16 protein-coding genes and 1 pseudogene are annotated in these 12,223 nt (G+C 74.9%); 3 read left to right on the top strand and 14 right to left on the bottom strand.

Annotated features, from left to right (window positions below):
* Window positions 1–1,143 (bottom strand): aminotransferase-like domain-containing protein (locus NCC78_RS18455; RefSeq protein ID WP_250795888.1); only part of this gene is annotated, 1,143 nt, incomplete at its 3' end.
* 58 nt (window positions 1,144–1,201) lie between these two features.
* On the opposite strand from NCC78_RS18455, the gene yczE reads away from it, so the two are divergent.
* On the top strand, window positions 1,202–1,855 hold the full coding sequence (yczE, locus tag NCC78_RS18450) for a membrane protein YczE (protein ID WP_250795887.1): 654 nt from the start codon (window positions 1,202–1,204) through the stop codon (window positions 1,853–1,855).
* Between the two features lie 83 nt (window positions 1,856–1,938).
* Entirely contained in the window at window positions 1,939–2,400 is a 462-nt protein-coding gene (locus tag NCC78_RS18445) for a hypothetical protein (protein ID WP_250795886.1), read from the top strand.
* Between the two features lie 92 nt (window positions 2,401–2,492).
* On the opposite strand, the gene hisF is transcribed toward NCC78_RS18445, so the two are convergent.
* From hisF to hisD, 12 genes are all read right to left on the bottom strand, one after another.
* The gene (gene hisF / locus NCC78_RS18440) at window positions 2,493–3,260 is read right to left on the bottom strand and encodes an imidazole glycerol phosphate synthase subunit HisF (RefSeq protein ID WP_250795885.1); all 768 of its coding nucleotides are present in this window, start codon (window positions 3,258–3,260) and stop codon (window positions 2,493–2,495) included.
* 72 nt (window positions 3,261–3,332) lie between these two features.
* Complete coding sequence (locus NCC78_RS18435) at window positions 3,333–4,331, bottom strand: NADP-dependent oxidoreductase (protein WP_250795883.1); 999 nt, start codon at window positions 4,329–4,331, stop codon at window positions 3,333–3,335.
* A 39-nt stretch (window positions 4,332–4,370) separates the two neighbouring features.
* On the bottom strand, window positions 4,371–4,802 hold the full coding sequence (locus tag NCC78_RS18430; protein ID WP_284706319.1) for an organic hydroperoxide resistance protein: 432 nt from the start codon (window positions 4,800–4,802) through the stop codon (window positions 4,371–4,373).
* A gap of 5 nt (window positions 4,803–4,807) precedes the next feature.
* Window positions 4,808–5,251: a MarR family winged helix-turn-helix transcriptional regulator gene (locus NCC78_RS18425; protein ID WP_250795881.1), complete on the bottom strand. Its 444-nt coding sequence runs from the start codon at window positions 5,249–5,251 to the stop codon at window positions 4,808–4,810.
* Between the two features lie 144 nt (window positions 5,252–5,395).
* On the bottom strand, window positions 5,396–5,785 hold the full coding sequence (locus tag NCC78_RS18420; protein ID WP_250795880.1) for a RidA family protein: 390 nt from the start codon (window positions 5,783–5,785) through the stop codon (window positions 5,396–5,398).
* The gene (gene priA, locus NCC78_RS18415) at window positions 5,782–6,507 is read right to left on the bottom strand and encodes a bifunctional 1-(5-phosphoribosyl)-5-((5-phosphoribosylamino)methylideneamino)imidazole-4-carboxamide isomerase/phosphoribosylanthranilate isomerase PriA (RefSeq protein WP_250795879.1); all 726 of its coding nucleotides are present in this window, start codon (window positions 6,505–6,507) and stop codon (window positions 5,782–5,784) included. The genes NCC78_RS18420 and priA overlap by 4 nt, the downstream gene beginning before the upstream one ends.
* A 16-nt stretch (window positions 6,508–6,523) precedes the next feature.
* Window positions 6,524–6,847: a hypothetical protein gene (locus NCC78_RS18410; RefSeq protein WP_250795878.1), complete on the bottom strand. Its 324-nt coding sequence runs from the start codon at window positions 6,845–6,847 to the stop codon at window positions 6,524–6,526.
* Between the two features lie 114 nt (window positions 6,848–6,961).
* Complete coding sequence (gene hisH / locus NCC78_RS18405) at window positions 6,962–7,651, bottom strand: imidazole glycerol phosphate synthase subunit HisH (RefSeq protein ID WP_250795876.1); 690 nt, start codon at window positions 7,649–7,651, stop codon at window positions 6,962–6,964.
* Complete coding sequence (locus NCC78_RS18400) at window positions 7,648–7,821, bottom strand: CG2302 family histidine operon protein (RefSeq protein ID WP_250795875.1); 174 nt, start codon at window positions 7,819–7,821, stop codon at window positions 7,648–7,650. Before NCC78_RS18400 ends, hisH begins: the two co-directional genes overlap by 4 nt.
* A gap of 58 nt (window positions 7,822–7,879) precedes the next feature.
* Window positions 7,880–8,491 (bottom strand): imidazoleglycerol-phosphate dehydratase HisB, encoded by a 612-nt coding sequence (hisB, locus tag NCC78_RS18395; RefSeq protein ID WP_250795874.1) that lies wholly within the window; start codon window positions 8,489–8,491, stop codon window positions 7,880–7,882.
* A gap of 29 nt (window positions 8,492–8,520) precedes the next feature.
* Window positions 8,521–9,609, bottom strand: coding sequence for a histidinol-phosphate transaminase (locus tag NCC78_RS18390; protein WP_250795873.1), 1,089 nt, complete (start codon window positions 9,607–9,609; stop codon window positions 8,521–8,523).
* A complete protein-coding gene (gene hisD / locus NCC78_RS18385) occupies window positions 9,606–10,928 on the bottom strand; it encodes a histidinol dehydrogenase (RefSeq protein WP_250795872.1) in 1,323 nt (440 codons plus the stop codon). The genes NCC78_RS18390 and hisD overlap by 4 nt, the downstream gene beginning before the upstream one ends.
* Window positions 10,929–11,033: 105 nt before the next feature.
* Here hisD and NCC78_RS18380 point away from each other — a divergent pair, with 105 nt between their 5' ends.
* Entirely contained in the window at window positions 11,034–11,738 is a 705-nt protein-coding gene (locus NCC78_RS18380; protein WP_250795870.1) for an LON peptidase substrate-binding domain-containing protein, read from the top strand.
* Here the strand turns inward: NCC78_RS18380 and NCC78_RS18375 are convergent.
* A pseudogene (locus tag NCC78_RS18375) lies at window positions 11,653–12,223 on the bottom strand (DUF2567 domain-containing protein); the annotation flags it as partial. The gene NCC78_RS18380 and the pseudogene NCC78_RS18375 overlap by 86 nt on opposite strands.

The raw sequence follows: 12,223 nt of genomic DNA, 5'->3' as shown, positions 1-12,223 counted from the left end.
GCGCTGGACGGTGAGCTGCGCGCGCCGGGCGGCGACGATGGCCGGGGCGTCGGCGAGCAGGTGCACGGCGACCAACTGGTCCAGCACCGGGCTGGCCATGTCGACCCCGACCCGGGCGGCGGCGAGCCGCTGCACCTGCGGGGCGGAGGCGCGGACCCAGCCGATCCGCAGGCCGCCCCAGAACGGCTTGCTCATCCCGCCGATGGTGATCACGCGGGAGTGCCGGTCGAAGCTGGCGGTGGGCGGCGGCAGCACCGTCCCGTCCAACGGCAGGTCCACGAAGGACTCGTCGACCACCAGGTCGGTGCCGACGGCGTGGGCGGTGGCCACCACCCGCTCGCGCAGTTGCGCCGGCATCAGGTGGCCGGTCGGGTTCTGGAAGTCCGGGATCAGGTAGGCCAGCTTGGGGCGGGCCTGCCGGAGGCTGCCGAGCAGCAGGTCGGCGTCCCACCCCGGCTCGTCCACGGCCAGGCCGTGGGTGGTGATCCGAGCCCGCCGGGCGGAGAGCGCGGCCAGCGCGTTGGGGTAGCTGGGCGCCTCGACCAGGACGTTGCCGCCGGGGGCGAGCGCCAGGCGGAGCACCAGGTCCAGGGCGTGCTGGGTGCCGTTGGTGACCATGATCTGGTCGGGCGAGGTGGGCAGGCCGCGCTCGGTGTACGCGCCGGCGACCGCCTCCCGCAGCTCGATGATCCCGGTCGGGTGGTAGCCGGCGCCGCCCAGGTAGCGGGGCAGGTCCTCGGCGGCGGCCCGGGCGGCCGGCAGGAGTTCCGGCGGGGCGGCCAGCGCGGCGACCCCGAGGTCGATCATGTCCCGGTCGTCCAGCGGGGTCCAGAGCCCCGTGCTGGCCACCCGGTGGGTGCCAGGGAGCATGGTCCAGCTGCCGGCGCCCCGCCGGCTCGCGAGGTGACCGCTCTCCCGCAGCTCCCGGTACGCGGCGGTGACCGTGGTCCGGCTGATCCTCAGCGCCTCGGCCAGCTCCCGCTCGGCCGGCAGGCGTACGCCCAGCGGCAGCCGGCCGTCGGCGAGCAGGCCGCGGACGGCGCCGGCCAGGGCGGCGTAGTCGGGGTTGCGGCGGCGGCCCGGAAGCGCGTGCCACTGGCCGAGCAGCCGGGCCAATTGGACGCCCCGCACCTGACTCGTCATGGCCACTCCTCCGATATTGGCTCTTCTGTCTCACCAATTGGCCCCTACAGTGGCATGCGTGGCAGAAATTGGCAATCTTCGGTACCGGCCGGTTCGGCGACTGGTCCAGCTCTACGCGGGGCTCGTCCTCTACGGCGTGAGCATGGCCCTGATGATCAGATCGGGTCTCGGCCTCGACCCGTGGGACGTCTTCCACCAGGGCCTGTCCGAACTGACCGGTCTCTCCTTCGGCACGGTGACCATCGCGGTGGGCGCGCTGGTGCTGCTGCTCTGGATCCCGCTGCGCCAGCGTCCCGGCCTCGGCACGGTCAGCAACGTGCTGGTGATCGGGGTGGTGGTGGACGCGACGCTCGCCCTGCTGCCGACCGGGGGGCCGCTCGCCGTCCGGATCGGGCTGCTGGTCGCCGGCATCGTGGCCAACGGCGCCGCCACCGGCCTGTACATCGGTGCCCGGCTCGGCCCCGGGCCCCGCGACGGGCTGATGACCGGCTACGTCGCCCGCCGGCCCGGCCGCTCGATCCGGCTGGTCCGCACCGTCATCGAGGTCACCGTGCTGGCGCTGGGCTGGCTGCTCGGTGGGACGGTGGGCATCGGCACGGTGGCCTACGCCCTCGGCATCGGGCCGTTGACCCAGGTCTTCCTGCCGCTCTTCACCGTCGCCGGGCCCGACGCCCCAGCCCCCGACCCGGTCACGCCGGTGCCGGCCGCCTGAGCGCGGGTGCCCGCACCGTCACGGTGGGTCGCGACGGGCCGGCGGGTGTTCCCTTCGGCCGCGGTGCCCGGCAGAATCTCGGCATGGGGGAGAACGGATGGCGCTGGACCGACGCCTGGATCTTCGTCTCGCTGGTGATCGCGAGCGGTGCCGGACGGCACCGGCGCGCCGCCGCCAGCCGCCGGCCCGAGGGGGTACGCCTGGCCGACGTCCTCTCCACCGCCGACCACCTCAACCAGGCGATCCCCGAGCGGCACGAGGTGGAGGCGGCGGTGCGTCGCCTCGTCGGCGCCGGGCTGGTCAACGTCGCCGACGGCTGGTTCCGGATCACCGCCGACGGTGAACAGCTCTGGCGCACCCGTCCGAGCGCCGGGCTGGCCACCACCGTCGACACGGTGCAGGGGGTGTTAAGCCGTCGGCACCCGCCGGTCAGCGTCGACTGGCACCTCGACGAGGCCGACCACGCCGCGGCCGTGCAGGAGTACGTGGTCCGCTCGATCCCCGCGCCCCGCCGCTCCCCGGAGAACCGCTCCCGGCTGGACTGAGCCGCCGACGGCGAGGGCCCGCATCCGGACGTCCGAGCCCCGGCGCGGCGCCGGGCCGCGTACCCGCTCACGGGCGCAGCGGACGCGGCCGGTCAGCGGACCGGGTGGCCCGCCCCGCGAAGCGCGTCCTTGACCTCGGCGACGGTCAGCTCGCCGAAGTGGAAGACGCTGGCCGCGAGCACCGCGTCCGCGCCCGCGCCGATCGCCGGCGGGAAGTGCGCCACCGCGCCGGCGCCACCGCTGGCCACCACCGGCACGTCGACGACCGCACGGACCGCCTGGATCAGGGCCAGGTCGAAGCCGGCCTTGGTGCCGTCGGCGTCCATCGAGTTGAGCAGGATCTCCCCCGCGCCCAGCTCGGCGCCGCGCCGCGCCCACTCGACGGCGTCCAGCCCGGTGCCGCGCCGGCCACCGTGGGTGGTCACCTCGAAGCCGCTGGGCGTGACGCCGGCCGGCGTACGCCGTACGTCGAGCGAGAGCACCAGCACCTGCCGGCCGAACCGGTCGGCGATCTCGGCGATCAGCTCCGGCCGGGCGATCGCGGCGGTGTTCACCCCGACCTTGTCCGCGCCGGCCCGTAGCAGGGTGTCGACGTCGGCGACCTGCCGGACGCCACCGCCGACGGTCAGCGGGATGAAGACCGACTCGGCGGTGCGCCGGACCACGTCGAGCATCGTGCCCCGGTCGCTGGAGGAGGCGGTGACGTCGAGGAAGGTCAACTCGTCCGCGCCGGCCCGGTCGTACGCCGCCGCCAGCTCGACCGGGTCACCGGCGTCGCGCAGGTCGACGAAGTTGACCCCCTTGACCACCCGGCCGGCGTCCACGTCCAGACACGGGATCACCCGCACCGCCACCGTCATGCCACGAGCCTATCGCTGCACGCGCGGCGGCGGCCGACCCGACCGGGCCGACCGCCGCCAACGAGGTCCGGGTCACACCCGGACGAGCATCTTGCCCAGGTTCTCGCCGCGGAGCAGCCCAAGGAACGCCGCCGGGGCGTTCTCGATGCCGTCGACGACCGTCTCGTCGTAGGAGATCTTCCCGTCCCGCAGCCAGCCGGACATCTCCTGGACGAACTGGTTGCGCAGGTTGCCGTGGTCGCCGACCAGGAAGCCGCGCAGGGTGAGCCGCTTGCCGATCACCAGCGCCAGGTTGCGCGGCGCGGCCGGCGGCTCGGTGTCGTTGTACTGCGCGATCATGCCGCAGATGGCGGCCCGCCCGTGCAGCTTCATCGACGAGATCGCGGCCTCCAGATGGTCACCGCCGACGTTGTCGAAGTAGACGTCGACGCCGTCGGGGGCCGCCGCCTTCAGCGAGTCGCGCACCGGGCCGTCGTGGTAGTCGAAGGCGGCGTCGAAGCCGAGCGCCTTCAGCCGCTCGACCTTGGCCGCCGAGCCGGCGCTGCCCACCACGTGCCCGGCGCCCTTGAGCTTGGCGATCTGGCCGACCAGGCTGCCCACCGAGCCAGCGGCGGCGGAGACGAAGACGCTCTCCCCCGGCTTCATCGCCGCCACGTCGAGCAGCCCGGCGTACGCGGTCAGCCCGGTCATCCCGAGCACGCTCAGGTACGCGCTGGCCGGGGCGAGGCTCGGGTCGACCGGGCGGGCGGCCCGGGCGTCGAGCAGCGCGTACTCCCGCCAGCCGAGACCGTGCAGCACGGTGTCGCCGGGCTTGATGCCCTCGGCCTCGCTGGCCACCACCTCGCCGACCGCCCCGCCGTCGAGCGGCGCGTCGACCTGGAACGGCGGCACGTACGACTTGACGTCGTTCATCCGGCCGCGCATGTAGGGATCGACCGACATGAACTGGTTGCGGACCACGATCTGGCCCGGGCCCGGGGTCGGCACCTCGGTGGTGACGAGGCGGAAGTTGTCGGCGGTCGGCCAGCCCTGGGGGCGGGAGGCCAGGTGGATCTCGCGGTTGGTGCTCACGTTCGTCCTTTCGCTCGCGATCGGGGGCCGGGGCGGGGGTCAGGCCGCCAGGGCCTCGCGGACGGTGAGGGCGACGTCGATGTTGCCGCGGGTCGCGTTGGAGTAGGGGCAGACCTGGTGGGCCGCCTCGACCAGCTGCTCGGCGGCGGAACGCTCGACGGCGGGCAGGTCGACCACGAGGGCGACGGTCAGCCCGAAGCCGCCGCTGCCGTTCGGGCCGATGCCGACCTCGGCCTCGACGACCGAGCCGGAGACGTCGGCCTTCGCCCTGCGGGCGACCAGGCGCAGCGCCGAGTGGAAGCAGGCCGCGTAGCCGGCGGCGAAGAGCTGCTCCGGGTTCGCGGCCCCGCCGGTACCGCCCATCTCCTTGGGCACCGCGAGGTCGAGGTCGACGGTGGCGTCGGAGGTGCGGACGTGGCCGTCCCGGCCGTCGCCGGTGGCGAGGGCGGACGCGGTGTAGAGCACCTGCATGGTGGTCACTGCTCCTTCTGTCGGTGGATCGTCTCGGTGACCCGGGTGAGGGTGTCGCGCAGGGCGACCAGCTCCGCCTCGGTGAGGCCGGTGGCACGGGCGACCCGCAGCGGCACCTCGTCCATCCGCTGCCGCAGGGCCACGCCGTCGCCGGTCAGGCCCACCTCCACCCGCCGCTCGTCGCGCGCCGAGCGGGACCGGACCACCAGGCCCGCCGCCTCCAGCCGCTTGAGCAGCGGGGAGAGCGTGCCGGAGTCCAGCCGCAGCGCGGCGCCGAGCTCGGAGACCGTGGGGGCGTCGTCGCGCTCCCAGAGCACCAGCAGCACCAGGTACTGCGGATAGGTCAGCCCGACCTCGTCGAGGATCGGCCGGTAGACGTCGGTGAGGGCGCGCGACGCGGCGTAGAGCGCGAAGCACACCTGCCGCCGCAGCACCAGATCATCGGTCACGGCAGGACAGTAGCGCACAATTAAATGGCGCACAACCTTTCTGCGCGTACGCCGGCCGGGCCAAGGTCACACCGATCCAGGGGCGCCGGTCGCGCCGGCACGGACCGCCCCTGAACCGGCGCGGGTCGGGGTGCGCCGAACGGGTCAGCGCGGGGTGAGACAGGCCTCCAGCTCCACCTCGACCAGGTGGTCGGGGTGCAGGAGGCCGGCCACCACCAGCAGGGTGGCCGCCGGACGGACCGCGCCGAAGACGGCGTTGTGCGCCCGGCCCACCTCGTCGGCGTGGCCGCGGTCGGTGACGTACATCCGGGTGCGGACCACGTCCGCGGGCTCCACGCCGACCCCGGCCAGCGCGTCCAGCGCGATCCGCAGCGCCTGGGCGGTCTGCGCCGCCGGGTCCCCGACGTGGGTCACCACGCCGTCCACCGTGGAGGTGCAGCCGGCCGTCCAGGCCAGGTCGCCGGCCCGCACCACCCGGGAGTAGCCGTACCGCGCCTCCCAGGGGCCGCCCGAGCCGAGCCGGGTGACCGTCACGCCGCCGCCAGGGTCGCCAGCGCCTCCGCCACCGTGAACGCGCCCGCGTAGAGCGCCTTGCCGGCGATCACACCCTCCACGCCGACCGGTTCGAGGGTGGCCAGCGCCCGCAGGTCGTCCAGCGTGGAGACCCCGCCAGAGGCGATCACCGGGGCGTCGGTGCGGGCGCAGACCTCGCGCAGCAGCTCCAGGTTCGGCCCGCGCATGGTGCCGTCCTTGGTGATGTCGGTGACCACGTACCGCGACGCCCCGGCCTTGTCCAGCCGCTCCAGCACCTCGAACAGGTCACCGCCGTCGCGGGTCCAGCCCCGGGCGGAGAGGGTACGACCACGCACGTCCAGCCCGATCGCGACCCGGTCGCCGAACTCCGCGCACACCCGGTCGCACCAGAGGGGATCCTCCAGGGCGGCGGTGCCGATGTTCACCCGGGCGGCGCCGGTGCCCAGCGCGGCGCGCAGCGTCTCGTCGTCCCGGATGCCACCCGAGAGTTCCACCTTCACGTCGAGTTGGCGCACCACCTCGGCGAGCAGGTGCGCGTTGGAGCCCCGGCCGAACGCCGCGTCGAGGTCGACCAGGTGGATCCACTCGGCGCCGTCGCGCTGCCAGGCCAGTGCGGCCTCCAGCGGGTCGCCGTAGGTGGTCTCGCTACCGGCGGCGCCCTGCACGAGCCGGACGGCCTGACCGTCGGCGACGTCCACGGCGGGCAACAGGGTGAGACTCAACGAATTTCTCCTCGCATCAGGTACGACGGTCCAGGGCGATCACCACGATCGCCGGCAGTACGAGCAGCAGCAGCGCGATCAGCGCGATCCGCAACGCCAGGTCGGCCACGAACACCCAGATCAGGATCATGGCCGCCATGGTGAGCAGCACGATCGCGGCACGCTCGCCGCGGCTGTGCCGGGGCAACCGGCCGGTGCGCCCGCGCCGCACCGTCGGCGTCATCCGACGGACCAGCGCCCGCCGCCGCGCCCGACGGGCCATCTGCCGCTGCCGGACGACCCGTTCCCGGGCCGCCTCGGCCTCCCGGGCCGCCCGGCGGTGGGCCCGTTCCCTGCTCACCACGCACCCCGCCGGCAACGGGAACGCACCGACGACAGCGGGGCGCCCCGGCGCACGGCCGGGGCGGAAGGAGCGGCGGCGGGCCGGGCCGGGCCAGCCGCGCGCCGGACGCGCTCAGTCACCGGTGGGCAGCGTGGCCAGCCAGTTGCGCAGCAACGCGGCACCGGTGTCGGCGGACTTCTCCGGGTGGAACTGGGCGGCGGAGAGCGAGCCCCGCTCCACGGCCGCCACGAAGTCGGTCTCGTGGTGGGCGGTGGTGACCCGGGCGCCGGCGACGGCCAGCGCGGCCGGGTCACCGACGCCGTAGGAGTGCACGAAGTAGAAACGGCTCCCCGCCGCCAAGCCGGCGAAGAGCACCGAGCCGGCCGGCGCCACGACGGTGTTCCAGCCCATGTGCGGCAGCCGGGCGGCGGCCAGCTTCGTCACCCCGCCGGGGAGCAGGCCGAGACCCTTGGTCACCACGCCGTGCTCGTCGCCGTGCTCGAAGAGCACCTGCATCCCGACGCAGATGCCCAGCACCGGACGGCCGGCGGCGACCCGCTCGGCGATCACCGGACCGGCGCCGAGCGCCTCGATCCCGGCCATGCAGGCCGCGAACGCCCCCACGCCCGGCACCACCAGGCCGTCCGCCTCGGCGGCGGCGGCCAGGTCGTCGGTGACGGTCACGTCGGCGCCCGCCGCGGCCAGCGCCCGTTCCGCCGACCGCAGGTTGCCCGAGCCGTAGTCGAGCACCACCACCCGGCTTGTCCGCCCGTCGCCGGCACCGGGCCGGGCCGCGTCCCGCCCGTCGATCCGCCCGCTCATCCGCTCTCCCCCGGAAGCAGCCAGAGCACGCCGCCGACCGTGGCCAGCACGGCGAGCAACGCGGTGATGGCCACCGCGCCCTTCGGGGCGCCCTGCCGGTGCAGCGACCACGCCCCGCCGACCAGCACCCCGGCCAGGATCAGCAGCAACGTCGGCAGCACCCCGCCCATCAGGACCGCCTTCCATTCGCGACTGCGGTACTCCGCTGCGCTGCGTTCCTCGCGCTCATCAGAGCGCTCCCTTCGTGCTGGGGATCGCGCCCGCGGCCCGCGGGTCGATCGCGGTGGCCTCGCGCAGCGCCCGGGAGACCGCCTTGAACTGCGCCTCCACCACGTGGTGCGCGTCCGGGTGGCCGCCCGGCCGGGCGGCCCGCAGCACGTCCACGTGCAGGGTGATCCGGGCCGCCTGGCCGAAGGACTCCCAGATGTGCCGGGTCATGCTGGTCGGGTAGACCGGCCCGATGTACGGGGCCAGGGCCGGCTCGTCGTGCACCACGTACGGGCGGCCAGAGAGGTCGACGGCGGCGCGGACCAGCACCTCGTCCATCGGGACGGTGGCCGAGCCGTACCGCCGGATGCCGGCCTTGTCCCCCAGCGCCTGGTCGAACGCGGCGCCCAGCGCGAGCGCGGTGTCCTCCATCGTGTGGTGCGCGTCGATCTCCAGGTCACCGACGGTCCGCACGGTCAGGTCGAAGCCGCCGTGCCGGGCGATCTGGTTCAGCATGTGGTCGTAGAAGCCGACCCCGGTGCTGATCTCGGCCCGGCCGCTGCCGTCCAGGTCGATCTCGACCAGGACCTCGGTCTCCTTGGTGATCCGCTCCACCCGGGCGGTCCGGCTCATTGCTTGCCTCTCGGTCGCGGCTGCGGGGCTCACTGCTCGCGCTCCCGGGGGAGCTTCTGCACTGCGGAAAGGAAGGCGTCGGTCTCGGCCGGGGTGCCGGCGGTGACCCGCAGCCAGCCGGGCAGCCCGACGTCGCGGACCAGCACCCCGGCGTCGAGCAGGGCGCGCCAGGCGACGGCCTGGTCGCCCCCGACCTCGAAGAGGACGAAGTTGGCGTCGCTGTCGGCGACCCGGAGGCCGCGGTCGCGCAGCTCGGCGACGATCCGGTCGCGCTGCTGCATGATCGCGGCCACCGTGCCGAGCAGGGCGTCGCGGTGCGCCAGCGCCGCCCGGGCGGCGGCCTGGGTCAGCGCCGAGAGGTGGTATGGCAGCCGGACCAGCTGCACCGCCCGCACGACCGCCGGGTCGGCGGCGAGGTAGCCCAGCCGGCCGCCGGCGAAACCGAATGCCTTGCTCATCGTCCGGGTCACCACCAGCCGTGGGTGGCCGGGCAGCACCGCGAGGGCGCTGACCGTGCCGGGGCGGGCGAACTCGGCGTACGCCTCGTCGACCACCACCATGCCCGGGGCCTCGGCCAGCACCGCGGCCACCACCGCCGGGTCGAGCGCGGTGCCGGTGGGGTTGTTCGGCGAGCAGAGGAAGACCACGTCGGGCCGGTGCTCGCGGACCTGCGCGACCGCGTCGTCGGCGGTCAGCCCGAAGTCGGCGCCGCGCCGGCCGGGCACCCACCGGGTGCCGGTGCCGAGCGCCAGCAGCGGGTGCATCGAGTACGCCGGGACGAAGCCGAGCGCGGTGCGCCCCGGCCCGCCGAACGCCTGGAGCAGCTGCTGCTGGATCTCGTTGGAGCCGTTGGCCGCCCAGACCGCCTCGACGCCGAGCCCGTGGCCGAGGTAGCCGGCCAGGTCGGCGCGGAGCGCCACCGCGTCCCGGTCGGGGTAGCGGTTGAGGTCGCGCAGCTCGGCCGCGAGGGCCTTGCCGATCGCCTCGACCACCGGCTCCGGCACGGGGTAGGAGTTCTCGTTGGTGTTCAGCCGCACCGGCACGTCCAGCTGCGGCGCCCCGTACGGCGACAGCCCGCGCAGGTCGTCGCGGATCGGCAGGTCGTCCAGGGTGGTCACCGGGCAGCCCCCGGGAACCGCACGCTGACCGCCTGGCCGTGCGCCGGCAGGTCCTCCACCCCGGCCAGGGTGACCACGTGCGGGGCCACCTCGCCCAGCGCCTCCCGCGTGTACTCCACCAGGTGCACGCCGCGCAGGAAGGACTGCACCGACAGCCCGGAGGAGTGCCGGGCACAGCCGCCGGTGGGCAGCACGTGGTTGGAGCCGGCGCAGTAGTCGCCGAGCGACACCGGCGACCAGGCGCCGACGAAGATCGCCCCGGCGTTGCGCACCCGCAGCGCCCAGTCGCGCGCGTCGATGGTCTGGATCTCCAGGTGCTCGGCCGCGTACGCGTCGACCACCCGCAGCCCGGCCTCGAGGTCGTCGACCAGGACGGCGCCGCTCTGCTCGCCGGTGAGCGCGGTAGTGACCCGCTCGGCGTGCTTGGTCGCCGGCACCTGCCGGGCCAGCTCCCGCTCGACGGCGTCGACCAGCTCGACCGACGGGGTGACCAGCACGCTGGCCGCGAGGGGATCGTGCTCGGCCTGGCTGATCAGGTCGGCGGCGACGTGCGCCGGATCGGCGGTGTCGTCGGCCAGGATGGCGATCTCGGTCGGGCCGGCCTCGGCGTCGATGCCGACCACGCCGCGCAGCAGCCGCTTGGCGGCGGTCACCCAGATGTTGCCCGGGCCGGTGATCATGTCGACCGGGTCGCAGTGCGCGCTGCCCTCGGCGTCGACCGCGGCGCCGTACGCGAGCATCGCCACCGCCTGGGCGCCGCCGACGGCGTAGACCTCGTCGACGCCGAGCAGCGCGCAGGCGGCCAGCACCCGGGCGTCGGGCAGGCCGCCGTTCTCCTTCTGCGGGGGGCTGACCACGACCAGCGAGCGCACCCCCGCCGCCTGGGCGGGCACCACGTTCATCACCACGGTGGACGGGTACATGGCCAGGCCGCCGGGCACGTAGAGGCCGACCCGGTCGACCGGCACCCACCGCTCGGTGACCGTGCCGCCCGGCACCACCTGCGTGGTGTGGTCGGTGCGCCGCTGGTCGGCGTGCACCTTGCGGGCCCGGCGGATCGACTCCAGCAGCGCGGCGCGCACCTCAGGGTCGAGGGTGCCCTCCGCCTCGGCGATCGCCTCGGCGGGCACCCGCAGCACCTCCGGCGAGACGCCGTCGAACCGCTCGCTGGCCTCCCGGATCGCCGGGTAACCATGCTCCCGGACCGCCTCCACGAGAGGGCGGATCCTCTCGACCGCCACGGAGACGTCGAGCTGAGCACGGGGCAGCAGGCGGCGCGGGTCACGGACGCCACCGCGCAGGTCGATCCGATTCAACACCCTTGCGAGTCTAGGCTGCCCGACCGGTACCGACCCGCGCCGCCCGGACGACGGGACGGTGAGCCGGGCCACGCCACCCGGGCGGGATCCGGCTAGGCTCGACGCGTGACTGCGCGGCTGCCGGTGTTCCCGCTCGCAACGGTGCTTTTCCCCGGTCTGGTGCTGCCGCTGCACATCTTCGAGGAGCGCTACCGCGCCCTGGTGCGGCACCTGGTGGGCCGGCCCGAGGGGGCTCCGCGGGAGTTCGGGGTGGTGGCCATCCGGTCCGGCTGGGAGGTCGCCCCGACCGGTCCGAACGGCCGGCCCGCCGGCGCCGGCGGCGACGTCACCCTGCACGAGGTGGGCTGCACCGCCGAGCTGCGGCAGGTCACCGAGCTGGACGACGGGGGCTTCGACATCGTCACCGTGGGCCGGCGACGGTTCCGGATCGCCGACGTCGACACCACCGGCGCGCCCTACCTGACCGCCGAGGTGGAGTGGCTGCCCGAGCCGGGTGGCCCGGACGAGGTCGCCGATCTGCTCGCCGCCCGGGTGATCGCGGTCTTCCGGCAGTATCTGGGGCTGATCCGCTCCGACCCGGACGAGATCTCCGAGCAGCTGCCGGAGGACCCGACGGTCCTCTCCCACCTGGTGGCGGCCACGGCGGCGCTGACCGTGGCCGACCGGCAGCGGCTGCTCGCCATCGACGACACCGCCACCCGGCTCCGGGCCGAGCTGCGGCTGCTCAACCGCGAGGCGGCGCTGCTGCGTCAGGTGCGGGCGGTTCCGGTGCCGCTGGCGGAACTGGCGTCCCCGCCGACCCCCAACTGACCCCGGTCACGCGGGGCTCCGGCTCCGCCCGCAGCGAGGGCCAGCGGGACCAGCCGGCCAGCAGGGTGTACGCCACGGCGGCGCCGAACGCGGGCAGCAGCAGGTTGCCGTGCGGCACCGGGAGGACGCCGAACACCCACTCGATGCCGCCGGCGCGCAGGTCCGCCGGTTTGCCGAACGCCCGGCCGTCCGGGGCGGTCTCCAGCAGCCGCTCGTAGCCGGCCAGCCCGATCCGCCGCCCGACCTGCCAGGCGACCAGGGCCGCGCCGAACGCGCCGAGCACGGCGGCGAGCAGCCCGACCGGCCCCCGGATCCGGCGCAGCAGGAACCACAGCGCGACCGCGGCGAGCACCCCGAAGCCGAGCCCGAGCAGGCTGAACCAGCCATCGGCGGCGATCGGCTGCTCCGGCTGCGGCTGGGCGTAGATGGCGCCGTCGGGGGTCTTGAGCACCGGGGTGTCCGGGGCGAGCGCCGCCCAGAGCAGC

The sequence above is a fragment of the Micromonospora phytophila genome, from assembly GCF_023656545.1.
GTDB classification, from domain to species: Bacteria; Actinomycetota; Actinomycetes; order Mycobacteriales; family Micromonosporaceae; genus Micromonospora; species Micromonospora phytophila.
Note: the sequence above shows the minus strand (reverse complement) of the source record. Positions and strands in the feature narration are given on the sequence as shown.

Coding starts and splice junctions, on each gene's coding strand:
- NCC78_RS18445 (WP_250795886.1), top strand. CDS start 1,939: ATGGGGGAGAACGGATGGCGCTGGACCGACGCCTGGATCTTCGTCTCG.
- hisF (WP_250795885.1), bottom strand. CDS start 3,260: ATGACGGTGGCGGTGCGGGTGATCCCGTGTCTGGACGTGGACGCCGGC.
- NCC78_RS18430 (WP_284706319.1), bottom strand. CDS start 4,802: ATGCAGGTGCTCTACACCGCGTCCGCCCTCGCCACCGGCGACGGCCGG.
- hisH (WP_250795876.1), bottom strand. CDS start 7,651: ATGAGCGGGCGGATCGACGGGCGGGACGCGGCCCGGCCCGGTGCCGGC.
- NCC78_RS18400 (WP_250795875.1), bottom strand. CDS start 7,821: ATGGGCGGGGTGCTGCCGACGTTGCTGCTGATCCTGGCCGGGGTGCTG.
- hisB (WP_250795874.1), bottom strand. CDS start 8,491: ATGAGCCGGACCGCCCGGGTGGAGCGGATCACCAAGGAGACCGAGGTC.